Annotated in this window: 20 protein-coding genes and 2 pseudogenes; 11 read left to right on the plus strand and 11 right to left on the minus strand. The window is 48.4% G+C overall.

Annotated features, from left to right (window positions below):
• Positions 1–7: 7 nt before the first annotated feature.
• Genes BWI93_RS15265 through BWI93_RS15275 form a run of 3 tightly spaced genes read right to left on the minus strand, consistent with a single transcriptional unit; the run spans position 8 to position 2,799 of the window.
• The gene (locus tag BWI93_RS15265; RefSeq protein WP_094812766.1) at positions 8–1,051 is read right to left on the minus strand and encodes an adenylate/guanylate cyclase domain-containing protein; all 1,044 of its coding nucleotides are present in this window, start codon (positions 1,049–1,051) and stop codon (positions 8–10) included.
• Positions 1,048–1,422, minus strand: a complete 375-nt coding sequence (locus BWI93_RS15270) for a response regulator (RefSeq protein ID WP_094812768.1) — start codon at positions 1,420–1,422, stop codon at positions 1,048–1,050. The genes BWI93_RS15265 and BWI93_RS15270 overlap by 4 nt, the downstream gene beginning before the upstream one ends.
• Before the next feature lie 24 nt (positions 1,423–1,446).
• Positions 1,447–2,799: a sensor histidine kinase gene (locus BWI93_RS15275; protein WP_094812770.1), complete on the minus strand. Its 1,353-nt coding sequence runs from the start codon at positions 2,797–2,799 to the stop codon at positions 1,447–1,449.
• Between the two features lie 287 nt (positions 2,800–3,086).
• Here BWI93_RS15275 and BWI93_RS28930 point away from each other — a divergent pair, with 287 nt between their 5' ends.
• The 8 genes and pseudogenes from BWI93_RS28930 to BWI93_RS15305 all read left to right on the plus strand — a co-directional run bounded on the left by BWI93_RS28930 (position 3,087) and on the right by BWI93_RS15305 (position 10,007).
• Complete coding sequence (locus BWI93_RS28930) at positions 3,087–3,395, plus strand: hypothetical protein (RefSeq protein ID WP_255157900.1); 309 nt, start codon at positions 3,087–3,089, stop codon at positions 3,393–3,395.
• Entirely contained in the window at positions 3,362–4,183 is an 822-nt protein-coding gene (locus BWI93_RS15280; RefSeq protein ID WP_255157901.1) for a family 20 glycosylhydrolase, read from the plus strand. Before BWI93_RS28930 ends, BWI93_RS15280 begins: the two co-directional genes overlap by 34 nt.
• A 9-nt stretch (positions 4,184–4,192) precedes the next feature.
• Positions 4,193–5,110, plus strand: coding sequence for a DUF5009 domain-containing protein (locus BWI93_RS15285; protein WP_255157902.1), 918 nt, complete (start codon positions 4,193–4,195; stop codon positions 5,108–5,110).
• 833 nt (positions 5,111–5,943) lie between these two features.
• Positions 5,944–6,933 (plus strand): annotated as a pseudogene (locus tag BWI93_RS15290) (collagen-binding domain-containing protein); the annotation flags it as partial.
• Between the two features lie 401 nt (positions 6,934–7,334).
• The gene (locus tag BWI93_RS29645) at positions 7,335–7,517 is read left to right on the plus strand and encodes a T9SS type A sorting domain-containing protein (protein WP_369679167.1); all 183 of its coding nucleotides are present in this window, start codon (positions 7,335–7,337) and stop codon (positions 7,515–7,517) included.
• Positions 7,518–7,713: 196 nt separating this feature from the next.
• Entirely contained in the window at positions 7,714–8,841 is a 1,128-nt protein-coding gene (locus BWI93_RS15295; protein WP_094812774.1) for an MFS transporter, read from the plus strand.
• A 9-nt stretch (positions 8,842–8,850) separates the two neighbouring features.
• Complete coding sequence (locus BWI93_RS15300) at positions 8,851–9,261, plus strand: VOC family protein (protein WP_094812776.1); 411 nt, start codon at positions 8,851–8,853, stop codon at positions 9,259–9,261.
• On the plus strand, positions 9,258–10,007 hold the full coding sequence (locus tag BWI93_RS15305; protein ID WP_094812778.1) for a DeoR/GlpR family DNA-binding transcription regulator: 750 nt from the start codon (positions 9,258–9,260) through the stop codon (positions 10,005–10,007). The genes BWI93_RS15300 and BWI93_RS15305 overlap by 4 nt, the downstream gene beginning before the upstream one ends.
• 96 nt (positions 10,008–10,103) lie before the next feature.
• On the opposite strand, the gene BWI93_RS15310 is transcribed toward BWI93_RS15305, so the two are convergent.
• Positions 10,104–10,481 carry a response regulator gene (locus tag BWI93_RS15310; RefSeq protein ID WP_094812780.1) on the minus strand — a complete coding sequence of 126 codons (378 nt, stop codon included), beginning with the start codon at positions 10,479–10,481 and terminating at the stop codon, positions 10,104–10,106.
• The gene (locus BWI93_RS15315; protein WP_158242834.1) at positions 10,478–11,497 is read right to left on the minus strand and encodes a PAS domain S-box protein; all 1,020 of its coding nucleotides are present in this window, start codon (positions 11,495–11,497) and stop codon (positions 10,478–10,480) included. Before BWI93_RS15315 ends, BWI93_RS15310 begins: the two co-directional genes overlap by 4 nt.
• A gap of 424 nt (positions 11,498–11,921) precedes the next feature.
• Between BWI93_RS15315 and BWI93_RS15320 the strand changes: the two genes are divergently transcribed.
• Together BWI93_RS15320 and BWI93_RS15325 are read left to right on the plus strand one after the other, a co-directional pair.
• Positions 11,922–12,698 (plus strand): alpha/beta hydrolase family protein, encoded by a 777-nt coding sequence (locus tag BWI93_RS15320; RefSeq protein WP_094812784.1) that lies wholly within the window; start codon positions 11,922–11,924, stop codon positions 12,696–12,698.
• Positions 12,699–12,706: 8 nt separating this feature from the next.
• Positions 12,707–14,236, plus strand: coding sequence for a carboxylesterase/lipase family protein (locus BWI93_RS15325; protein ID WP_094812868.1), 1,530 nt, complete (start codon positions 12,707–12,709; stop codon positions 14,234–14,236).
• 109 nt (positions 14,237–14,345) lie between these two features.
• Here the strand turns inward: BWI93_RS15325 and BWI93_RS15330 are convergent, their stop codons facing one another.
• Positions 14,346–15,668, minus strand: a complete 1,323-nt coding sequence (locus tag BWI93_RS15330; RefSeq protein ID WP_094812786.1) for a T9SS type A sorting domain-containing protein — start codon at positions 15,666–15,668, stop codon at positions 14,346–14,348.
• Between the two features lie 1,030 nt (positions 15,669–16,698).
• Positions 16,699–16,971 (minus strand): hypothetical protein, encoded by a 273-nt coding sequence (locus BWI93_RS15335; RefSeq protein WP_094812788.1) that lies wholly within the window; start codon positions 16,969–16,971, stop codon positions 16,699–16,701.
• A gap of 215 nt (positions 16,972–17,186) precedes the next feature.
• Here BWI93_RS15335 and BWI93_RS15340 point away from each other — a divergent pair, with 215 nt between their 5' ends.
• The gene (locus BWI93_RS15340; RefSeq protein ID WP_094812790.1) at positions 17,187–17,552 is read left to right on the plus strand and encodes a hypothetical protein; all 366 of its coding nucleotides are present in this window, start codon (positions 17,187–17,189) and stop codon (positions 17,550–17,552) included.
• A 111-nt stretch (positions 17,553–17,663) separates the two neighbouring features.
• Here BWI93_RS15340 and BWI93_RS15345 read toward each other — a convergent pair whose 3' ends face one another.
• The 4 genes and pseudogenes from BWI93_RS15345 to BWI93_RS15360 form a co-directional block, all read right to left on the minus strand.
• Positions 17,664–18,533, minus strand: a complete 870-nt coding sequence (locus BWI93_RS15345) for a class I SAM-dependent methyltransferase (RefSeq protein WP_094812792.1) — start codon at positions 18,531–18,533, stop codon at positions 17,664–17,666.
• A gap of 523 nt (positions 18,534–19,056) precedes the next feature.
• A pseudogene (locus BWI93_RS15350) lies at positions 19,057–21,143 on the minus strand (molybdopterin cofactor-binding domain-containing protein).
• A gap of 30 nt (positions 21,144–21,173) precedes the next feature.
• Positions 21,174–21,635: a (2Fe-2S)-binding protein gene (locus BWI93_RS15355; RefSeq protein ID WP_094812794.1), complete on the minus strand. Its 462-nt coding sequence runs from the start codon at positions 21,633–21,635 to the stop codon at positions 21,174–21,176.
• A 222-nt stretch (positions 21,636–21,857) separates the two neighbouring features.
• The gene (locus BWI93_RS15360) at positions 21,858–23,669 is read right to left on the minus strand and encodes a cytochrome c peroxidase (RefSeq protein WP_094812796.1); all 1,812 of its coding nucleotides are present in this window, start codon (positions 23,667–23,669) and stop codon (positions 21,858–21,860) included.
• Positions 23,670–23,677: the final 8 nt, after the last annotated feature.

Here is a 23,677-nt window from a genome sequence, read left to right on the forward strand (position 1 = left end):
GGTGCGATTAAGCCTGTACTTCGACTACTGCCACGGGCTGGGCTTTATTTTTGAGCGTAATTTCGCCCAAAGGCTGACCTTGGAAGGATTCTTTGACTTGTTGATACACGGCATCACTGATCAGGATCTGCCCGGGTTTTGCCACGGATTGCAGTCGCTGGGCCAGATTGACGGTATCACCAATCACTGTATAATCCAGTCGTTTGAGCGAAGCCGAACCAATGTTTCCCGAAACCATTTCTCCCGAATTGATACCAATGGCTACCTGCGGGAGGAAGGTCTGATCGGGTAAAACTTCTTCCATCTCCGACAGTTGCGTACGCACGGCCAGCGAGGCTTCAATGGCCCGATCCAGGTGAAATTCACCCCGGAATACGGCCATAACGGCATCGCCAATGAACTTATCGATATAGCCGCCCTGGGCAATGATGGCCTTCACGATCACTTCGAAGTACGAGTTGATGAGCTTCACTACTACATCGGCAGGTTCGCGTTCAGTGATCGCCGTAAATCCGCAAATGTCCACAAATACGACGGTGCCTTCCACCGTTTCATTGGCCGTGAGGGAAGATTCGAACTCCGAACGGGTCATAAACTGAAGTACATTTTCATCGACGTACATCCGCAGAATATCGTTTTCCTTGATGGCTTTCAGCGTTTGCCGGAGCTGATCGACGTGCTTCAGCGTCTTCTGCATCGTCACTTCCAGGTCCTCGAAATCCACGGGTTTACACAGAAAATCGTATGCCCCCCGGTTCATGGCTACGCGGATGTTTTCCATATCGCCGTAGGCCGAAACGATGACGGCCTTAACGATGGGATTGGTTTCGTGAAGTTTCACCAATAAGGTCAGACCATCCATTTCGGGCATGTTGATGTCACTCAATACCACGTCCGTATCGGGATGCTGCTGCAATTGCTGAAGGGCTTCCACGCCATTCTGGGCGAAGATGAATTCGTACTTTCCTTCCCTGATCTGACGGCGAAACTTCTGCTTGATGAGTATTTCCAAATCCGTTTCATCATCCACAACCAAAATCTTTGCCTTCATAATGTGTCTTTGAGTTTCTGCTTTAACTCGCTGAAATCAAGCGGTTTGGTTAAAAAATCATTTGCTCCCAGGCTGAGAGCTTTGGCGTGCGTGTCTTCGTCGCCGTAAGCGGTAATCATCATGACGAGCGGCGGGGCCATGGGGTGCGACTCTCGAATGGATTCCAGTAATTCCAGACCGCTCATTCCGGGCATGTTGATGTCCGATAGAATGAGTACAATTTCCGAGTGCTGATCCTCAAGGCGGGTAAGGGCTTCTTCTCCGGAGAAAGTAAAGATAAAGCGAAGTTCTCCACTTCGGATTTCGCGACGAAAACGTTGTTCAAAAAGCGACTGAACATCGGGTTCGTCGTCTACAACTAATATATGCATGAAGGAATCGTTAAAATCGTTGGATTAGGCGGGCAGGCGAATAATAAACTCAGTAAAAGCATCTGGCTCGGAAATCACTTCCAGCGTACCGCCGTGGGCTTTGGTAATGATGTCATAGCTTAGGGAAAGGCCCAGACCCGTACCCTGTCCGCTGGGTTTGGTGGTGAAAAAGGGCTGAAAAATTTTCTGTTTGACGTGTTCGGGCATTCCTGTACCGTTGTCGCGAATGCGTATTTCGATCTGTTTCTGCACACGCTGGGTCCGAATGCTCACCGTAGGTTCGTAGCCCTGCGGTTGCTGACGCTTGCGTTCGGAGACGGCGTAAAAGGCATTGGTAAACATATTCAGCAATACCCGGCCCAAATCCTGCGGCAAGACGTTGATCTTGCCCAGACTGGCATCGAAATCCGTTACTAATTTGGCGTTGAAGGTTTTATCCTTGGCCCGCAAGCCGTGGTAGGCCAGTCGCAGGTACTCATCAGCCAGAGCGTTCAGATCAATCGCTTCTTTTTGCCCCGAAGACGTACGCGAGTGTTGAAGCATCCCTTTTACGATACTATCCGCCCGCTTGCCGTGGTGCTGAATTTTCTGAAGGTTCTGCTCAATATCGCTGAGCAGCTCACTGACTAATTCCGTATCAAGCGTTTCTTTCTGGGACTCTTCCCGCAATTCTTCCACGAGTTCGACACTGACTTCCGAGAAGTTATTGACGAAGTTGAGGGGATTCTGGATTTCGTGGGCAATCCCCGCCGTCAGTTCCCCAAGTGAAGCCATCTTCTCGGCGTGAATGAGCTGGTTTTGCGTAGCTTTCAGGTGATCAAGGGCTTTTTCGAGTTCTTCTTTTTGTAAACGAAGTTCGGCGGTACGTTCAGCGACGAGTACTTCGAGTTCATTTTTCTGGGCTTCGGTTACCTTGCTTAGTTGCTCCTGTTGTTCCCGCCGCAGACGTTCATCTTCCAACGCTTTCTCCTGCTTTCGGTTATTCAGCCACAACGCGAATACCCAAACGAAAGCGAAAAAGCGGGCGGCATTGAGGTAGTCGTCAAATTGACCATAGAAATCTTCGTTTAGCAATTGAATGAACGTAGACAAAAACGAGACTGCCGTGAAAGGAATCAGCGAAATGGAAACCGAACGTACAGGACGAAAAAAATCCAGCTTGAAAACGGCAAGAATCATCCCAAAAAGCACCAGCGGCCAGGCCATCCGAATCAGTACCGAATCCCGAAGGATCATCTGACCTACGAGCAGAGCGATAGAAAAATGCCGGAGGTACACCAGCTGTTGATCCAGCCAGACATTTTTATTCGCTGTATCTAACGTTTTGCGGACGTAATTGATGAAAAAGAAGACAATGAGGAAGGACGCGACAGACATAAGTTTCCAGTAAAACAGGGGAGCTGCGTAGGAAGTACGGCTTAAATAATTAAAATTAAAACAGAAACGGGGTATTGCCAACGGAAAAGCCTAAAAAGCCTTCGCAAGGCCAAATAATAGCGGCTCCGAACCAGAAAATACCGTAGGAATGCCCACTGCGTACCGTAAAAAGCTATTTTGATGCTTAATCCGTTACATTGTTTCCATCGATTAAGGAAGATAGGGTAGAATTGAAGCTGGGTCTCCGCTGGCTGACGTATCTTTACGCTAGACCTCTAACTACCGTTATGAAACGACTTTTTCTGTGGATGATTTTAGTGCTGGCGGTTGCGAAGACCCAGGCTCAGCAAATGTCGCTGGATACATTGCTTCCCGTTCGGGGCTTCTGTATCGCTGCTCCCTTGCCGAATCGACTCGATGAGTTTATCCGTTTCATTGATACGGAACTGGCCCCTCGAAAAGTTAATACACTGGTCCTGCGGGTGGATTACAACTATCAATTCAAAACGCATCCTGAATTACGCGACAGTGTGGCTTTGTCAAAAGCGAGGTACGCCGACTCGTGCAAGCCTGCCGCAAAAATAAGATTACGCTGATTCCGCAGGTTAATTTGCTGGGCCATCAGTCCTGGGCTAACAAAACCGGAAATCTGCTGGAAAAATACCCGCAACTGGATGAAACGCCCTGGGTGAAAATGCCCGCCAAGTACGAGTGGCCCAATCCCGATGGCTTGTACTGTAAAAGCTATTGCCCGCTGCATCCGGACGTACATGCGATCGTATTCGATCTAACAGACGAAATTTGCGATGCTTTCGAAGCCTCTGCCTTCCACGCCGGGTTGGATGAGGTCTTTTACATCGGGGAAGCCCGCTGCCCCCGCTGCGGTGGTCGTGACCCGGCTGAACTATACGCCGGAGAGGTACGCACGCTTCGGGACCATCTGGCCCAGAAAAACCGCAAACTCTGGATGTGGGGAGATCGCTTACTGGAGGGTAAAGTCACGGGTATGGGGATGTGGGAAGCCAGCTTTAACCAGACCCACCGGGCCATCGATCTGATTCCGAAAGACGTGATGATTTGTGACTGGCATTACGAACGTCCTGACCAGACGCCCGTGTACTTTGCCATGAAAGGCCTCAGCGTAGTAACCTGTCCCTGGCGGAAACCTAAAAATGCCGTTGCTCAGGTACAGGACATGCTCCGGTTCCGCCGCTCGGCTACCCGGCCCATGAAAGAATTGTATCAGGGTATGATGCAAACCGTTTGGTCAGATGCCGGCAGTTTTCTGGATGAATTCTATGGTCGGAAAAAAAGCACTTCCGAAGAAACGCCCACGCGATGTTTTCATGATCTGTACCGTGAAATTGCCCGCTTAACTCCCTAGTTTTCTGCTATGAAAAATTCGCGTATTCCTTCCATCGACGTTTTTCGGGGATTGACGATGTTACTCATGATCTTCGTCAACGATCTCTGGACGCTGCGGGCGATTCCTTCCTGGCTGGAACACGCCGAGGCGAACGTCGACTTTCTGGGACTAGCGGATACGGTGTTTCCCTGTTTTCTTTTCATTTTGGGAATGTCCATTCCGCTTGGCGTAGATGCCCGGTTAACCAAAAGAGAATCCCCGGTACGGATTTCCGGGCATATTGTAGTACGTACGCTGGCATTACTGGTCATGGGAGTTTTTACGGTCAATGCTCCGGACATAAACTCAGAGCTCACGGGTCTTTCTTCGGCCTGGTTTCAGATTTTGATGGTTACGGCTTTTTTTCTGATTTGGAATGTGTATCCGAAAACTTTTGCCCCCGTTTTGGTCCGCCTACTACAAGGTATGGGGGTACTGATTTTACTGGTCCTGGCCGTACGATTTCGCGGAGGTACACCAGAAAATCCGCAAATTTTCCGTCCTCAATGGTGGGGAATCCTGGGGCTGATCGGCTGGGGCTACGGCGTTTCAGCCTTACTCTATGTGTGGATGAAGGGTACTACTGGAGCACTGGTTGGAGCGTTCTTCTTTTTTACGCTGGCGACCATCGCTGCTCACGCCGACTGGCAAGTCGCAGGTTTTCCCTTGCAGGATCTGATTCTAGGTAATGGAGCGTTTCACGCTTTTACCATGGCGGGCCTGCTGACGACCCTTCTACTACGAAAACAGGACTCGGTTCGGGGGGTGAGCTTTCTGGTAGGAGGGGGCTGCCTCATGTTGGGTGCCGGGTTTATTGCTCATGCGTACTTCATCACTTCAAAAATACAGCTACGCCTACCTGGGTGTTTCTGTGTACCGGCATTGCACTACTGGTATATGCGGTAATTTACGTACTAGTGGAGATTGGTCAAAAAGAACGCTGGTTTATCTGGCTCAAACCCGCCGGCGTGTATACGCTAACCTGCTATCTGTTGCCGTACTACTTTTACAGTTTAGCGGAGCTTACAGGCTGGACTTTGCCCGATACTTTGTTAACCAGCGGGCTGGGATTAGTAAAGAGTCTTCTATTCTCAGGCCTGGTTATTGCAACCGCTCAGTTATTAAGTATGATTCATATGCGTTTAAAATTATAAGTAAAAATCACCTGTATAAGTAAGTATTTAAACTCGTAAAGTACAAGACTGTACTCTTAAATATCAGGCTTTTAGGTGTAAAGCTAACGGATATGACTATTCGTCATTAGTAAAATTTTTTAATTACTACGTTTGCTTAATTAAAAAAGCCTATTACATTTGCCTCGTAATCAAGGCCCTGCCGCCCTTTTACAGGTGTTTTGAATACGTGAGAAACAGTCTCCCGCCAAGTAATAGTTAGGTCTAAACGCCAATAGTACCTGCCAGTATTTTTTAGTGTTGTAGCAGTCGTTTTTTGCCCTCTTTGTCGTCTGCTTGTTCCTGACTTACCGCCCAGTTCTCATCCGGGATTTCTTTTGCGAAATCCAAAATTCCGTTGTGTTCATTGATTAACCTTTACCGCCTGCTGTATCGTGTGCCTCGTTAGGGCTTACGTATATCATTATTCGTTCGCCGTCTTTGTGAAAGATAGGTGTTAACGCCGTGGGCTAAGGTATCCTTTTGAAACATTTTGAAGCATTGAATTAACCCCTGCCTGCCAGCAAGGACTCAAACCCTGTTGTCTCATTTTAAAGGATTGAATTTATGCAGTTTATATCTACTCTGCGAAATAGCTTAGCAGCGGCCGTACTTACTTCTCTTGCAGTAACGGCTCACGCACAAAACCCTCTAAGCCCCGCGATGGGCTTTAACGTAATGGTTCGGGATAACCTGACCGTATCAAGCAACGAAACCGACGGACCTATGGCGGCTGGTGGTAATTTTATCATCAAAGGCGGTTATCAGGTTAATATTCATGAAGTAGGCACGTACAGAGGAACGGGAACGAACATCATTGGTCTGTACGTAGGCAATCAGGTGATTTTTGAAAGCGGCAATACCGTGAAGATTGGAAATGGCCGCTATGTGAAGATTGGAAATCTGAGTAATACGGATGTCTCCAATGGCAATCATCAAACGGAAAGCACGCGAATTGTTAAAAAGGGATTTTCACGCGATAGCAATCCACGGATTGAACTAGCACTCACGCAGCCCGTTGATAAAGTACCCATTGGTGAGGGCGAGAAAATTGATTTCGAGACGATCTATAAAAACTTTGAAGTAGCTTCTCATGACATTTCATTCTGTTCGACAAACGCTACTCTGGTGACTCCCAATGGCGAACCGATTACTTCTACCCAAATTCCAGGTCATGGTCAGGTAAAAGTGGTTTTGAAAGCGAATACCGTGAATACGCTGAATATCTCAGGTGAGGATTTAAACCGGATTGTTTCGATTGGATTTTCGGGTAGTGTACAACGACCCAATGCTTCAACGCCCTTTGTTATAAACGTAAGTGTAAACGGAACTTTCAACTGGAACCCCTTTAACTTTACCGGTATTGGTGATCAGGACGGACAATTCATCCTCTTTAACTTTCATCAGACCAGTAAAATCTTATTGACAGGTCAAAATAACACCATCAAAGGAAGTTTGCTGGCCCCGTCTGCCGATGTTATAAAAAGCATTTCCAGCAATATTGATGGTCAGGTGATTGCTCGTAGTTACGATCAGTCCGGTGGCGAAAACCACTATCAGTTATTCAATGCCAGCGTTCCGGGTTGTAAGGAAACCTCGCTCCCGGTAGAATTGAGCTACTTCAAGGCCGAAGCCAATAATCAGCAACAGGCGGTGCTGACTTGGGGTACGTCTCAGGAAGTAAACAGTGCGTATTTCATCGTTGAAAAAGTCGCGATGGTAAAACCTTCGAAGGCATTCGTACGCTACCCGCTAAAGGGCAGTCGAAACAAGCTCAGACCTACACGTTTGTCGATGAACAGGCGGCCTATGGAGTCAACTACTACCGCCTCAAACAAATCGATACGGATGGCAGCAGTCAGATATTCCGTAGTGTTTCCGTCATTATCGATTCCCCCGAAAATCGTCTGTTTTCCGTATACCCCAACCCCAGTCGGGGATCAACCTTCAGCCTACGCATTCAGGACGAAGCCACGCAGATTCAGTTGCAAACCTTACAAGGCATACGTGTACCCGTACAGATTTCATCCGCTTCGCAGGAGATCCGGGTAAGCCCTACGCAGTCGCTTGCACCCGGTACCTACGTTTTACGTATCCAGGACCGCTCAGGCGTATATGCTCGCAAAATCGTCATCCTTTAGGCTATTCGTTTACAAGTTCAATCAATTCTATGCAAAAGAGGCGGAGCTACTTCCGTCTCTTTTTGTTTTGTAAAAAGTTGATAGTGAATAATTTGATGTAAACAAAGAATACACCTTTTCCATCGGTTAGAATTTCAGTACTGTTTTTTTTGCATTAAAATGCGTTTTTGCATAAAATTGCAAAAAGTAGATTCGTATGCAGGTATTGAAAGCTCGCAGGGCTACCTTATTCATTTTTCTGGTATGCGGCCTTGGTATTGCCACCTGGGCTCCGTTGGTGCCTTTTGCCAAAGAACGTCTGGCTCTGAACGAGGCTCAGCTAGGTCTTTTGTTACTTTCGCTTGGAGCTGGGGCCTTAATCATGCTTCCCCTGAGTAGCATTTTCCTGCATCGCTACGGAAGTCGGAACGTCATTCTGGCGGCTGGTTTACTAATGGCCTTCCTGTTGCCAACCCTGGTCATACTGGTTCATCCGCTAGCCATGGGAGCAGCCCTGTTTTTTTTCGGGGCAAGTATGGCTACAGTCGATGTGGCGATGAATGTACAGGCCCTCAGCGTCGAAAAACAAATGCAAAAGCCGATTATGTCTTCTTTTCACGGCCTCTATAGTCTGGGAGGAATCTTAGGACCTTTGGTAATGGCGGGTTTATTAAAGCTCCAGTTAAGTCCATTCTGGGCGGCAGGACTGGTCTCGCTAAGTCTGGTACTCATGCTCAGTAGTCAGTATAAAGCTTTGTTACCCGTAGCGGAAGAGGTACGCAGCGAAGCATCAGCAGGTCTGAGCTGGCCCAGCGGGGCGGTGTTGTTTCTGGGTCTGATGTGTTTCATCGTATTTCTGGCGGAAGGCTCCATCCTGGATTGGAGTGCCGTTTTTTTACGTGACATCCACCACGTGGACCCCGCCTTGCTGGGACTCGGATACGCGGCTTTTTCCGTAGCCATGACCATCCTGCGGTTGCTGGGGGATGGACTTACGCAAAAGCTGAACGCCCGGACGCTGGTCAGGGGCGGAGCCTTACTGGCCAGTGCGGGTTTTGGGCTGGTCATTCTTAGTCCCTGGTTTGAACTTTCGCTCGTGGGTTTCACGCTCGTCGGACTGGGAGCGGCCAACATTGTGCCTATCTTTTTTAGTGCCTCGGGACAGTTGCCACATACCTCGGCCGCTCAGGCTCTGCCCATCGTCACAACCATTGGATACGCGGGTCAGCTGGCGGGTCCGGCACTCATTGGCCTGGTGGCTGAATTGACTTCCTTACCCATAGCCTTTGCGGGCATTGCTGCCTTACTGGTGGTGGTGAGTATTTCCTATCGATCTTTTCACTGATTTTTATTCATGAAATTAGAACACGTAGCCATCTGGACCCGCCATCTGGAAACCATGCGGGCTTTTTACGAAACGTATTTTTACGGCCAATCCAACGCAAAGTACCGGAATGCGACTACAGGACTGGAAAGTTACTTTCTGCATTTTGAGTCAGGAGCCCGACTCGAACTGCTCCATAAAGCAGATATTCCGGAAAACCGTAACGACACGCTTCAGCAACAGCACCTGGGGCTGATCCACCTGGCATTTGAAGTAGAAAGTCGCGAAGCAGTAGAGCGTAAAGCTCAGGAACTTGCCGGGGCGGGTTTTCCTATCCTACGCGGACCACGGGTAACGGGCGATGGGTATTACGAATTTGAAAGTCATGATCCGGAGCAGAATCGTCTGGAAGTGAGTTACCGTCTGCCGTCTGCGTTATGAAAAAAGAACTACGCTTTTCGCACATTCTGGCCCAGCTTGAAAAGGAAAAATCGGTCACCTTTGCCAGCCTCAGTCTGGAGCTGAACGTTTCAGAAGATACAATCCGTCGGGATATTGATGAACTGGCTAATCTGGGCCTGCTGGCTAAAATTCGCGGCGGAGCCATGCCCCGCTCCGCCCATCCCCTGACCTTCAAAGATCGGATTGGCTACCTGAGTGAAGACAAAGAACGGATGGCTCTGAAAGCCATCCGACTACTGCGAAACGGCATGACGGTATTCATGGATAGTGGTACGTCGGTTTACACGCTCGTTTCTTTGCTACCCGTAGCGATCGAACTTCGGGTGATTACGAATAATGCAGCATTGATTCCTTTGCTGGGTCAGTATGCAAATATTGAAACACAAATACTAGGTGGGAAGTACAACAAAGAACGGGAAATCTTAACCGGATTGCTAGCCGTAAAAGCCGTCGAACAGTTCCGGGCGGACTTGTTTTTCATGGGCGTTTGCTCCATCGATCTTCAGGCGGGCATTACTGCCACCCATCAGCCCGAGGCCGAACTGAAACGGGCCATGGCAGCCGCTTCGCTCCAGGTCATTGCCCTCTCAGACGCCAGCAAGCTTGGTACGCAGGATCCTTTTGCAGTATGCCGGCTTGCGGAAGTATCCCATATCATTACCGAACGCAATGCAGACGACGCACGCTTTGAGCCTTATCAAAAAGCAGGCGTACGTTTTCTCTAAATTTCTGGTTAAAAGGGGGTATTGAACCTTTGATTGCAGGAAATTAGTTCGCGACCGGGACAATGCGTATGTGTTTTCCCGATCGCCGAACTAGTTTTATTCAAAAATCGAAGCCAGTATCTCCAGCCCTTTCCGACTTAAAGGTTTTTCCAGATACGCCGCAACCTGGGGGTAGTTCGCCGCCCGCTGCTGGTCCGCCGGATCTACGGATGAGGTGATAATCACCACCCGGATTACACTACGCAGGTCATACTGCTGTAGGGCTTCCAGAAATTGCCAGCCATTCATAAGGGGCATGTTCAGATCCAGCAAAATGAGGTATGATTCGTCCGTTTCCTGAGCCGCAAGTAAAAAATCCAGAACTTCCCTGCCATTATAAAAAAGCTGCGGTTGTCGGGACAAACCCATGTTGATGACCCGTAACTGGTGTAGCTTAAGCGTTATGAGATCATCATCTACGATGAGTACGTTCATAAATTGTAAGGCAAATTGGCGTTTACCTGCTGAGCTTTATGGGCAATATCTCGTACAATCGTATCCAGTTCCTGAGCCGAAGTACGAATGTGAGCCATTAATTCAGTTCGCAGGGCTTCATTCATTTCTTCTTCTTCCAGAGCATCAACCAGACCCATCAGACGAGCGATGGGGGTTCGAACCACGTGACACTGAATCCAGGCTATTTCTTTTAACTTCTGGTTCTGGGTTTTAATGGTTCGGTCGTAATGCACATGCTGGGTAATGTCGTTGGCTAGAATCAGCTTCGATTGACGGCCGTTGAGGAAAATGACTTTGCTTTGAATGTATACAAAAATAATTTCCCCATTTTTCTTTTGATGCCGAAACATACCCTGGTAAGAATTTCTCTCCGAAAGCAGCGATTCTTTTACCGCCTCCTCCAGTAAGAGAATATCCTCCCTGGGTCTTATTTCCCGGATCGACATATTGAGAAATTCGACTTTATCGTAGCCATAATGCTTTAGAGCTGCTTCATTTACGTCAACAAATTTCAGGGTTTTTAAATCATACACCCACATGGGTACCGGACTTAACTGAAATAACGTACTGTACCGTTTTTCGGATTCAAGTAAAGAGATTTTTAATTTATATCGTTCAATGCAGTACAAAATACTCTTTTGTAAAGAGAAAGCTGACCATTCGCTTTTGAGCAAATAATCGGAAAAGCCTAATTCAATGAATCGGCTACTGAGACCAAAGGCCGGATCATCGGCTAGAACAATGATGGGCGTGCGAGGACAAAGCGATACCAAAGCCGTAATGGCTTCGGCTAAATAAGGGCCTGTAACCGAACTATCCAGTAAGACGACTTCCAGATTAGTAGCACGGGGAGAACGTAAGAAATCGGCAGCTTCTGCTATCGTTTTTAACCGTGCAATTTCCTGGGCATCATACCTTCCGCTAAGGAAATTCCGAATTTTTTCTAAATCCGGATCGCTATTTTGAACTACTAGTAAGCGTGTGCAATAATTCATGGAATAATGGGCAGAAACCATACCGTACCAAGCCGGTTCCTGGTGGGGAGACGCGGCAAAGCAAATATTGGTTTCAGCAAACGGATCAATGTATGTGGCGGCAATGACATCGTGCCCCGTCAGGTTACCTGATTAGGCTAAGTAAAGATGGTAAGTCTTTAGCTAACCTGTTTACTTATGATTAAAAAGTATCAACTCAGGTTAAAAAAATACTAGGCTATTCAATCGATACCCTGAGCATGCTTGTTTATACCATTTCTAACTTTTATTACCTTCGTACTACGGCGTTTTAAACGGAATTACCCTACCTCTTTACCGTTGTTTCGGATATGATTAAGAACTTTTTTTACTGACGCTTCTTACGCTGGCCGCTTTTTCAAGCCATGCTGCCCGCGTTGATACGCTGGAGATCACTAGCACCCGCATGAACCGAACCCTACGAACGGCAGTCGTTCTGCCCGATCGGTACAAAAAGACAAAGCAGGCTTTTCCCGTTCTGTACCTGTTGCACGGGGGGAGCGGAAGTTTTCGGGACTGGCTCACCAAAACGCCTGACCGCACGTTACTGCACCGGCTTTCGGATCAGTACAACCTGATTATTGTAACGCCCGATGGCGACCCAACCAGTTATTATTTCGATAGTCCTTTCGTGAAGGAAAGCCAGTTTGAAACGTTTATTGCTCAGGAACTTGTCGAGAAAATTGATCGTACCTACCGCACCGTTCGCACGGGGAAGGGCCGCGTTATTGCGGGGCTTTCCATGGGCGGGCATGGAGCCCTGTATATTTCCAGCCGCCACCCCGAGCTGTATGCGGCAGCGGGTAGTATGAGTGGGGTGATGGACATCAACACCGCTCACTGGAAAGTAGATTCGAGCTTTGCCCGGTTGCGGGCTGCTAATTTTGCCCGCCTCCTGGGACCGCCCAAATCCGGGCCCATGCCTTATCCCGGCTATACGCTCGTAACCCTGGCCGATCGGCTCAAGAGTAACCAGTTACCTTTGATTCTGGATATTGGCGTGGATGATTTTTTGATTGAGACGAACCGCGACCTGCACCTCCGTTTGGTCGAAAACCAGACGCCTCACGACTACACGGAACGGCCCGGTGCCCATACCTGGCCGTACTGGGAGAACGCCTTGCCGTATCAGGTGTTGTTTTTTAGCAAAATTCTCAAAGCCAATCAGGTGGCGGTACCTTGATTCAAACGATGAAAAAACGCATACGTTACAGCTGCTTTATACTCTGGGGAATACTGGGTCTGCTTTCTGCAAGTACCGCCCAAACGCTTCGCATCGAAGGAGGACGCATTACGGGCAGTCGTCAGGGGGACGTTCGTAGTTACAAGGGCATTCCGTTCGCGGCACCGCCCGTGGGTAATCTTCGCTGGCAAGCTCCTCACGCAGTGGTACCCTGGAAAGGTGTTCGGGCGTGTACTTCCTTCGGACCCAGTCCCATGCAGCCTTCTCCCGCTCCGTTCAGTATGTGGAGCCAGGAATTTCTGATTCCTAAAGAACCCATTAGCGAAGATTGTCTGTATCTAAATGTCTGGACCAGTGCTCGTAAAGGCGAAAAACAACCCGTATTGGTCTGGATTTACGGCGGTGGTTTTTCGGGTGGAGGAAGTGCCGTACCTATTTATGATGGGACCGCCATGGCTGCCAGAGGCATTGTCTTCGTTAGTTTCAACTACCGGGTAGGGCCTTTTGGATTCTTCGCTCATCCCGAGCTTACGCAGGAATCGGGTCATCATGCTTCCGGAAATTACGGGCTGATGGATCAAATTGCCGCCTTGCGTTGGGTGCAGAAAAACATCGCCGCCTTCGGAGGAGATCCTGCAAACGTGACCATTGCCGGTCAGTCGGCGGGTTCGATGAGTGTGAATAGTCTGGTTGCCAGTCCTCAGGCTAGTCATCTTTTTCAAAAAGCCATCGCCGAAAGCGGAGCCAGTTTTGCCCGACCCCTGGCCGGTTTAAAAGCAGCCGAGGAAAGTGGTGTGCAAGCCATGCACACGTTGAAAGCAGCCTCCCTGGCCGAGCTTCGCGGTAAACCTGCCGCTGAGATTCAGCGAATGGCACCCACCGTTCGGGGCCCCATCGTTGATGGGTACATCCTGCCCGAAACGGTGGCTCAGTTGTTTGCCACCCGAAAACAGAATCCCGTCGTTTTACTCACGGGCTGGAATGAGGAAGAAGGGCTACTGCAAAGTCCCCTGAAAACGGCTGGAGCGTATTGCCAGTACCTACAGCAGCAGTATGGATCGGAGGCGGCTTCGCTTTTGCGTTTTTACCCGGCAACTACTGAGGAGCAGGCAACGGTTTCGCAATACAATCTTTCACGGGATCTGATGTTTGGCATTCAGAATTACGCCTGGGCTCAGATACAAAGTCAACAGGGTCAGCCGGTGTACGTTTATCGCTTTACCCGGAAAGTACCGGGTACGGGTGAATACGCCAGGTACGGGGCCTTTCACACGGGCGAAGTTGCCTACGCCTATGACAACCTGAAATTCATCGATCGCCCCTGGCAGAAGGGAGATCACGAACTGGCCCGGATCATGTCGGCGTACTGGCTGAATTTCATCAAAACCGGAAATCCCAACGGAAAAGGCTTACCAGGCTGGCCAGTCTACGAAAATCAAAACAAACGTATCATGGAGCTCGGTGATCAGGTACAGACTCGCCCCCTACCCGATGCGGCGGCTCTGGACTTTCTGTATCAGCTTCAGAAACAAAACTAAATTCAGTTCGGGCGACTGAATCGGTCTGCTGAGTACAGAAAAACCACGAATTCGTAGCTAAAACGGAATGTTTTTCGCTACGAATTCGGAGTTTGGATCAGGGTAATCGTTATCGCTGAATGATCACTTTGAACGTTTTGGCAGAACCCAGCGAGTCATTTTTCAGAGAGACCAGGTACAGTCCCGGAGCAACGCCGTGTACCGGAAAACGAATCTCATTACGTCCACGCATCAATTCCAGTTGCTGAGTGGCGATAACCGTACCTTGTAAAGAATACAGCTGAACGGAAGTTGATTTCTGTAAATTTTCATCCGAGTAGTCAACGAGTACTTTAACTTCTCCATTGGCAACAGGATTAGAAGCCACTTGAAGGGAAATGCCTTTGTAGTCGATTAATTGAACTGAACGCATACTGCTATACGTAAACGTTCCGTCGTTGTCAATCTGCTTCAATTGGTAATAATGCAGCGTCTGTGGATTCAGATTGTTGTGCGTAAAGTTGTATACCTGACGTACTTGCGTCGTACCTTTTCCGGCTATTCGAGCGACGGTTTCGAACGATTTTCCATCCGTCGAATGCTGTACTTCAAAAAAAGCATTATTCCGTTCGGAGGCGGTACTCCATTGCAGGAGTGCGGCCTGAGTCCCTTCCGCTTTGGCAGTAAAAGCGGCCAGCGATACGGGCAAGCTTAGGGGAGTGTACTCATACGTAACGCAAACGCCCGCACCTACTTCCGTAGAAACTACGGTCTCCAGATTACCGGCTCCCGAAATGGTCGTTGAGCTTTCTACCGTGGTAGGAATGGCTAAGTTTCCGGAACCCGTAAAGATATTTTTCTGAGCAGTAGACGTGTATTTCTTTTCGCTGGTCGAACTGGCAAACTTGTAATAATAAGAAATTCCGGAAGGGCCTGCATAGTCTACTTTACCATCGAAATTGGCTAGGGAACCGGACAGCTTAACGCTCGTTATCAGCTCTATATCGCCAATAATAGCCGGCAAATCCATCAGAATTGAGCCTCCTACGGATAGTTTGTAGTTGTCTGCACTACCCGTGTTTTCGATGTTAATATTTGCGTGGTACGCTGATTCCATGGCGTACATATAAACGGTATTGAGCTTACCCAGGGTGGCATCGTACTTAGGAAGCTGAAAGGTTTCCGTCCAGCTGGTAACGGTAGTGGGCTTACCCGTGCAGTACGTTAGGGTATTGGTAATGGGCTTGAGCCCAATGCCGGGAACGCTTACGGACCCACTGGCAGGAACAGTTACGTTTTGGGTAGCATCAATACTGTCCGTGTAACCCTGGGTGGGGTATACATAGGAAATAACATAGTTGCCGGGATAACTGGGCAGAACAAAATTGCCTGAAGCATCTGTGATCGTGGAACTGATTAAATCGTAGGTGTCAGGATTACGAAGTTCGACCAAAATTCCGTTCAGGCTACTTCGCCATTTTCTTTTGTATTGTTGGCTATGCCCTTTTCCTGCCAGACGCTACCGCGGATGCTTGAAGAAGGAGGGGAGGTCTGTGCAAATAACACAGCATGAATTAGTAAAAATGTGGCAATAGATACGAAAGTTTTCATCGTAAAGTACTTGTTAATACACAATAGAGTTGTAGAGAAACCTAGAAAAAGTTTCGTAAGGCGACGATGTTAAATACCAATAAAATAGTTGTTCGCAGATAGCTAAAAGAGTTCGTTTTTAGCATAAGCAAACCTGTGGACAAGTAGCGGTTGTCTGTTGGAAATAAAAAAGATGGCGGAAAATTGATAGGTTTGAATGCCTTAGTTAAAGCATTCGGTAGTACTAACAAATGGTTGATTGTTAGCAGAAATTAATTTCGTCAATGGCGGGGGGTGTACAACGATTAGATCAAATAATTTGGCGGATGTTTTTACTTAATTGTGGTGCAAAATAAATAATTTGCCTTTTAATAAAAAAATTAAAAATGAAAAAAAATAGGTATAACTATACGTTTCAACCAGTCTACTAATGTATTAACAAGGGGATAAAAGCTTATTTTTCAATTGAATAAATAAGCTTTACAGCTACGTAATTTTTTGATGTACAGTAGGTTAATTTTTTCTGATAAGTGAATAATGCTCATTAGCTTGTAGTAATATTACTACAATATACGTAATGCTGTTGCTACTATTCAATTCGTTTAAATATTTTTGGTGATGCTTGTTTTTCACTTTGAAAGCAGGCATAAACAGGGACTTTTAAAATAAAAAGTTAAGGATATGATGCAGCAGATTCATGATAAAATCAATATTTAATTTAACATAAGTAAAGTAGAGCTAAGCTATGTATGATAAAACTATAAAATTAGTTAACAGATATAGTTTAAAAAGCACAAGTATTGAAAATCGTTTGTATTGGAAAGCTAATGGTGTGAAATAAAGTGAGTAGAGTGACTTTCAAGTCCGGCAGCTCTACTCACTTTCTATTTGTATTAATCATTTAGCCGGGACTTTAGCTGCTCAAATTCATCCTTGTAACGCATCAAATCATCAGCGGAATAAGTAACCTGACCGCTTTCCATCAGATAAATCATGTACGAGAGAAAATAGTACCGTTCCCGACTGGTAAGTTCATTTTTATCTTCCGTAGATAGGGGCCGCCGCAACAGATCCAGGATCAGTCGATTCTGAGCCATTACTTTAGCCAGCATACTGTGTAACGTATCTTTTTGAGCAAATTCGGGTTTTTCAGGCATGAATTCCATAGTAGTCAATGATTAAGTAAGGAAATAGATGATTCTGGCCGGGGAATGCTAAAAGGCTTATTCCAGCAGTTCGTGTGCACATTTAAATTGGCTTATTCTAGGCACAATCAGACGTATGAATGCTTTGAGGGTTGCAATTTTCGATGCATAAAAAAAATATTGCAAAGCTGGTCGATACATAGTACCTTGCCATGCAAACTAATGAAACGATAGCTATGAAAATCTTACTTGGTGGAATGATCATTGGCCTGAGTCTTTGGAGTATGTCCTGTGTCTCTTCATCGGATACGAACATTACGGTTAGTGACAATGAAAAGGCGTATACCTTTTCAGCTCATTACGATCAATCCCGAACAGCCGCTCTGCAAGCGTATATGGCGGATGCCTTTGGAGAAAAGGAATGGGGTTCGCAAGACGACATCGATCAGATCACCACATTGGCCGATCAGACCACCTTTCACATCGAAGCCTCTGCGGGCCAACTGGCTATTGAGCTGGATAAATCGGCCAACAAGCCTGCGGCCTACCAGCGAATGAAGCAGGTCTGCGAAGGAATGCGAAAGGTTATCCTAAACCCCTAAGTCAGGAGGCACGATAACTAACCAGCAGAGCCAGTGGCAGCTGGCTTTGCGGATACCTGCCGGAGGAAATAGTCTTGTAGACTAACTAGCGATACCTCTTGGAAAACAAGATCAATGTTTAGTAGCGACGCACATCAGTGATAGAGCACTACTGGCCGCATCAGGATTACGGGCCGACAGAACATTGCCCAGCCGGTATTTGAATTCAGCTTTACCCGGAATTCCCTTTAAAGCATCCGCTCCAATTTCGTGGTTGTGCGGAAACACCTTGACTGTAAAACCCAGCGGTTCCAGCGTATTTTTAAAAAACTGCTCCGTAACGCCGTGACCGGGTTTATGGTGAATTTCCGAAGCCAGAGCCGCCTGTTGCTGAGGTCCTGATTTGTGGAAACTATGGCCAATCCATCGGTAGTACCACAGACGAGCATGCCAGAGTAGTTTGGCCAGCCCTTTGTAATTCCAGGCACTTAGTTGGGGGTCGTGGTCGGTGACGATCACGCCACCAGGCTTCACCAGACGGGCCGCTTCCCGAAGTACGGTTTCCATGTCATCGCAGTGGTGAAGCGTAGCGTTAAGCGTTACGATGTCGGCAAATTCCGAAGTAAAAGGCAAAGCAGTAGCATCGGCCAATACGGGTACATAACCTTGTTTAGCAGCAAACAACAGCGAGTTGGGGGCCACATCCACGCCAATCAGCAGACGTGGATTTCCCTGCAAGGTGGCAAAAATGTTGCCGGGACCACAGCCGATGTCTACCACTACTTTATCGTCCCAGTCACCCGAAGCAGCCTGCCAGCGACTTTTGAAGTGGTCGCTTCGGTGGCAGTAAATGAGGTATTCTTCCGCCCATTCCGGATGATCAAAGTAATAGGCATTGGCCTGAAGCCCGGCTGTAATCTGGTTGAGGGGAAATGCAAGGTACTGACCATTGTCCTTCAAAGCGACTGTCCCCTTCAAATACGGAGAGAGGGCTGCCTTCATTTGGAAAGTGTTCATCATGGAATACTATGAGTAGTGGTGGAGAATACTAAAAACAGCGAGGTAAATAATGTTCGATCCATACTCGGCGGTAATAAGGAAGAATAAACGGTATTGAAACAAGAAGGCAATCAATAAGTGATACTGCTATACGTCTGGCTAAATATATAGTGATATCCGTTTTTAATCAACAAATGAATTGGGAAAATACAGCGTTTGTATAATTTATTAGGAATTGATAATGAGACGAAGACTTGAAGGGATTGTTATTCTCAGATGTAAAGATAATTTATGCTAAATGGAGATAATAATATTTATATTTTTTATATGTAATCCACTGATATAAAGAAGTTTGTGTACGATAATTTTTGATATTTGGTAATATATGAAATGCTAAAAACTACGAATAACTGTACGCTTATAATCGATCATTAGTAGTGGATAAGCACTAAATAAGGCTATTGATTATCCATTTTAAGCAGAAAAGGATCACCCATGCTGGCGATCCTTTTCTGCTTAAAATGGTTTATAAAAGTTCCTTGTATTCTTCACTAAACGGTTGATTACGGAGTCGCTTACCCGTTACTTTAAACAGGGCATTGGCTACACTACCACCCGTGGGAGGTAAAGCGGGTTCACCCAGACCCGTAGGGTCAATTCCGTTGTCGACAAAGTGAACGTCTACTTCCGGAATTTCAGAAAGACGAATCAGCCGAAAGCTATTGAAATTTTTCTGTTCCGGTACGCCCTCTTTGAAGCTTAGGTTACCGTACATCGCATGGCCCAGACCATCCACAATACTACCCACCACCTGCTGGCGGGCACCGCTGGGGTTGACCACCAGCCGCAATCAACCGCGGCGTGAATTTTGCTGACTACCGGGATACCTTTTTTCACGCTGACTTCTGTTACCTGGGCCACGTACGAGTTATGCGAAAAATAGACGCTAAAGCCCTGATTTTTCTTCTGACCCCAGCCCGCTTTCTGGGCTGCTAGCTGGATGACCGCCTTCATCCGGTCAATGTCGTATTTGATGGCTCCGGCGGGTTTGGCTTTGGCCTGATCCAGCAGAGCTAACCGGAAGGCAACGGGGTCTTTACCCGCCGCCTGGGCGACTTCATCAAGGAAAGACTGTTCGGCGAAGGCCAGGAAATTGGTAATCGGAGCCCGCCAGGGACCCGTCGTAATGGCAGACTTGCGGTCAACCGAATCAATCAGCAGGTTCGGGACGGCACCCGATGGAAAATTATCCTCCCGCGTAGAGTTGCCAACATTGAAGCCCACACCACGTAATTTATAGCCAATCAGGTTGTTCTGAGCATCCAGAGCCGCTTCAAACCGGTACCGCACACAAGGCCGGTAACTGCCGCCACCCATGTCGTCTTCACGCGTCCAGATTACTTTTACCGGGGCCTTAATCAAGCTCGAAAGCTCGGCGGCTTCGAGTACGTAATCAGCCTTCAACCGGCGACCAAAACCACCGCCCATACGGGTCATGGTTACGCTGACCCGGTCAGGACTGATGTTAAGTAATTTGGCCGTTTCCGTACGGGCGAGTTCCGGGGTTTGAGTCGGTCCTACCAGTTCAACACCATCAGGCCGAACGTGAGCGAAAAAATTCATCGGCTCCATCGGATTATGGGGCAGGAAGGGGCATTGATACTCAGCTTTTATAATTTTAGCCGCCTGCTGAAAAGCCGTATCCACATCGCCGTCTTTGCGTCGAACCGTCGCCTTGGAACTGTCGAGCATTTCCTGTAAGAGCCGGTTATGATCGGCTGTACTTTCCAGATCAGCCTCTTTTTCGTAAGTGATCTTCACGACTTCGCGGGCTTTCTGCACCTGCCAGGTGGATTTCCCTACGATGGCAACGTTGTTTTTAAACGTAACCACATCGACAATCCCCGGCATGGCTTTCGCCGCTTCGGCGTCAACGGACTTTACCTTCAGTCCGAAGGCCGTAGGTCGCTGAATCATGGCGAACAGCATCCCTTCCCGGTAAAAGTCAAGACCAAATAGCGGTTTCCCCGTCACGATCGCGGGATTATCCGTATTGGCCACGGACTGTCCGATCAGTTTAAAGTCCTTCCGGTTTTTTAATACTACATCGGTGGGAATGGGCAGGGCGGAAGCTTCAGTAGCTAGCTCGCCGTAGCTGAGCTTTTTACCCGCGTGCAGGACAAATCCCTTGTCGGTTGTACATTCCTGAACGGGGACCTGCCAGCGTTTGGCCGCGGCCTGCATCAACATCTGACGAGCCGTAGCTCCAGCTTTTCGCAGGCGTTGGTAGGAGTGACGAATGGAGCCACTGCCACCGGCCACCTGTCGCTCAAATGCAGTAGTATTTAAAGGAGCCTGAACAATCACGACGCGTTTCCAGTCCGCGTCGAGGTCCTCGGCTACCAGCATGGGGAAGGCCGTTTTAATGTTCTGCCCAACTTCGGGGTTGGGCGATTGAATGGTGATGGTACCATCGGGCGAAATAGCCAGATAGCTATTGAAAGTACCGTCGGAGCGGGGGGCGGCTTCACTGTCCGTCCAGTGAAAACCCAAAAGCAAGCCTCCGCCTGCGGAAGCCGCCAGTTTTAGAAAGGTACGTCTGTTGGAAGTCATGAATGCAGTTAGGGCTTAGAGCAGAGACAGCTATTTTTTCTTCGTGGCGGCTCGCTGTACGGCTTCACGAATGCGGTGATACGTACCACAGCGGCAAAGATTGCCCGACATGGCCGCTTCGATTTCGGGCAGCGTAGGCTTGGCATTTTTCTTGAGAAATGCCGCTGCTGTCATGATTTGTCCCGCCTGACAGTATCCGCACTGCGGTACATCGACTTCGTTCCAGGCCTGCTGAACGGGATGGTCGCCTTTTTCAGAAAGCCCTTCGATCGTCGTGATTTTTGCCTGGGATACCGCTGAAACGGGTAGTACGCAGGAACGGGTAGCTTCACCATTGACGTGAACGGTACAGGCTCCGCATTGGGCCATACCGCAGCCGAATTTAGTACCCACCAGTCCTAAATGATCCCGTAGCACCCACAGCAGGGGTGTATCCGGATCGGCTTCCGTCTGATAGTCACGGTTATTAATTTTTAGCTTGAATACCGCCATGAGTGCGTCAGATTTGGTAAGAATGCTCGTAGATAGGAAAGTTACTTTTTTTGACGGAAATGTTCAAAAAAGAAACGATCAACGAAGGAGATTCTGCGACAGAACCTGAACAGGATAACTAAATAAACTACTGATAATCAATGAAGCGTTATGACAAATTACCCTGCGTATCTGGCATAAGGGTCGCAGATACGCAGGGCATTTCAGTAACTACAAGAGTACCTATTTTCGGGACGAAAGAAACGATTCATCCGTCAGAGCCTTCATGAAGTGAACCAGATCTGCCTTTTCCTGCGTACTCAGGTTCAATGGATCGGCTGACAGCGTCTGGTTGGGTACAGGTAATCCCAGGCCCTGACCTCCGCCCCGGTCATAAAATTCCACGACTTCTTCGAGGGTTTTGTATACACCGTTGTGCATATACGGAGCCGTTAGGGCTACATTCCGTACGGTCGGTGTTTTGAAGGCGTGACGGTGCAGGTCGGCACCCGTCAGGTTGTACTTTCCTACATCCGAATCCAGACTCAGGTTTTTCCAGCCGGCCTGAGCAGGCACACCGAGCACTTCACTCTCCGCTTTTTCGTAGAAGGGGGGAACTGTACCATTCGTCAGGGGCAGGAAATGACAGGTGGCACACTTCGCTTTTCCAGCAAAAAGATTGAATCCGCGTTTTTCATTCGCGTTCAGGGCCTGCGGATTGCCGCGTACGTACTGATCAAAACGGCTATTCAGTGAAATCAGCGTTCGTTCGTAGGCGGCCAGTGCATTCCGGATGGCGTGCGTCGTCATGCCTTCGGGATAGGCTTTGGCAAAAGCTTGGCGGTAGTTAGGGTCTTGTTGCAACTCCAGTAGGGCTTTATCCAGCGAACCGTGCATTTCTTCGTGATTACCAATCACATCGGTCGCCTGATCTTCCAGATAAACCACCCGCGAATCGTGAAACAGGCGGGCTTGCAGGGCGGCATTCAGCAACGTGGGCGTATTCCGCGTCAGCAGGCCCCCCGACAGCGAAGCACTGCGGGTTTGCCCGTCACTGAAACCCTTGTCGGGCTGGTGGCAGGAAGCACAGCTTCGCTGGCGATTCCCGGAAAGGATGGGATCATAGAACAGCTTCCGACCCAACGCAATCTTTTCGGGCGTCGAGCGGTGAGCGGCTACCGATACGAAATGTTCCGCGTTGAATCCAGCCGTATCCTGAAAAGTCTGGGCTGTACTACGAAGCGTGCGGGATTCTTCAAACGGCTGTATGCCTAAAGATAACTGAGCCTGGTACAATGCTGAACTCAAGGGATTCAGAAAATTGGTCAGAAAGGCCAGCCGATCCAATGCATCGAACGAACCAGTCAGTTGTTGTTCGCTACTGACAAACAAGGTATGAATGTGCCGGGCTTGCTCGGGATGCTCTGCTTCCAAAGCCTGCGTATAGGGTTGGAGTCGTTCTCGCAGGGTCGCCAGGGCACTCCGGGCTTCGGGCAGGGAATGCAGGGCAGCTGGCGAGTCAAACCCCGTAATACCTAAAGAAATGATGCGGAAAATTTCCAGCCGGGCCGCGTCAAAAATGTGGGCGTCGGTAAGCTGATTGGAGCCATCCATGAACGAAAGTCGCGTCAGGTTAGCCTTGAGTACCCGAACGTGTTGTTCCAGCTCGGCGTAGTGAGCGGTATCCAGCACCGGGAATACATATTCTTCAATCACCTGAAAGCCTTCGGGTGGAATGACGAGGTTATCGGCTTCTTCGAATTCGTCGAGAGCCGGGCCGTTCAGGTTTTTAGCCGTTTCAGGGAAATAGTATTCCGTCAGCCATTCCACGCGTTTATAGGCCAGTCGGGCCAGTCGAAAACGTTGCTGCAATTCATCGGCGGGACGTTTCTGGAGTACGGCCTGTAGAAAGCTAGTGACGGCCGAATCCAGTCCAGCAATATCCTGCCGGAACTGCGTCTGTACACGTTCGGCCCGGCTGGGTTTGGGTTGACACGACCACCAGATGCCGAGACTCAGACCAACGAAAGCAAGGAAAAGCCCAAGGTTTTTCATGGGGAAAA

Source organism: Siphonobacter sp. BAB-5385 (genome assembly GCF_002261125.1).
Taxonomy (GTDB): domain Bacteria; phylum Bacteroidota; class Bacteroidia; order Cytophagales; family Spirosomataceae; genus Siphonobacter.

Excerpts from the sequence above, each read along its gene's own strand:
- BWI93_RS15300 (WP_094812776.1), top strand. The coding sequence starts at position 8,851 with ATGAAATTAGAACACGTAGCCATCTGGACCCGCCATCTGGAAACCATG.
- BWI93_RS15275 (WP_094812770.1), bottom strand. The coding sequence starts at position 2,799 with ATGTCTGTCGCGTCCTTCCTCATTGTCTTCTTTTTCATCAATTACGTC.
- BWI93_RS15265 (WP_094812766.1), bottom strand. The coding sequence starts at position 1,051 with ATGAAGGCAAAGATTTTGGTTGTGGATGATGAAACGGATTTGGAAATA.
- BWI93_RS15285 (WP_255157902.1), top strand. The coding sequence starts at position 4,193 with ATGAAAAATTCGCGTATTCCTTCCATCGACGTTTTTCGGGGATTGACG.
- BWI93_RS15335 (WP_094812788.1), bottom strand. The coding sequence starts at position 16,971 with ATGGAATTCATGCCTGAAAAACCCGAATTTGCTCAAAAAGATACGTTA.
- BWI93_RS15305 (WP_094812778.1), top strand. The coding sequence starts at position 9,258 with ATGAAAAAAGAACTACGCTTTTCGCACATTCTGGCCCAGCTTGAAAAG.
- BWI93_RS15310 (WP_094812780.1), bottom strand. The coding sequence starts at position 10,481 with ATGAACGTACTCATCGTAGATGATGATCTCATAACGCTTAAGCTACAC.
- BWI93_RS15295 (WP_094812774.1), top strand. The coding sequence starts at position 7,714 with ATGCAGGTATTGAAAGCTCGCAGGGCTACCTTATTCATTTTTCTGGTA.
- BWI93_RS15345 (WP_094812792.1), bottom strand. The coding sequence starts at position 18,533 with ATGAAGGCAGCCCTCTCTCCGTATTTGAAGGGGACAGTCGCTTTGAAG.
- BWI93_RS15355 (WP_094812794.1), bottom strand. The coding sequence starts at position 21,635 with ATGGCGGTATTCAAGCTAAAAATTAATAACCGTGACTATCAGACGGAA.
- BWI93_RS15360 (WP_094812796.1), bottom strand. The coding sequence starts at position 23,669 with ATGAAAAACCTTGGGCTTTTCCTTGCTTTCGTTGGTCTGAGTCTCGGC.
- BWI93_RS15325 (WP_094812868.1), top strand. The coding sequence starts at position 12,707 with ATGAAAAAACGCATACGTTACAGCTGCTTTATACTCTGGGGAATACTG.
- BWI93_RS15315 (WP_158242834.1), bottom strand. The coding sequence starts at position 11,497 with ATGAATTATTGCACACGCTTACTAGTAGTTCAAAATAGCGATCCGGAT.
- BWI93_RS15340 (WP_094812790.1), top strand. The coding sequence starts at position 17,187 with ATGAAAATCTTACTTGGTGGAATGATCATTGGCCTGAGTCTTTGGAGT.
- BWI93_RS28930 (WP_255157900.1), top strand. The coding sequence starts at position 3,087 with ATGAAACGACTTTTTCTGTGGATGATTTTAGTGCTGGCGGTTGCGAAG.
- BWI93_RS15270 (WP_094812768.1), bottom strand. The coding sequence starts at position 1,422 with ATGCATATATTAGTTGTAGACGACGAACCCGATGTTCAGTCGCTTTTT.
- BWI93_RS15320 (WP_094812784.1), top strand. The coding sequence starts at position 11,922 with ATGAACCGAACCCTACGAACGGCAGTCGTTCTGCCCGATCGGTACAAA.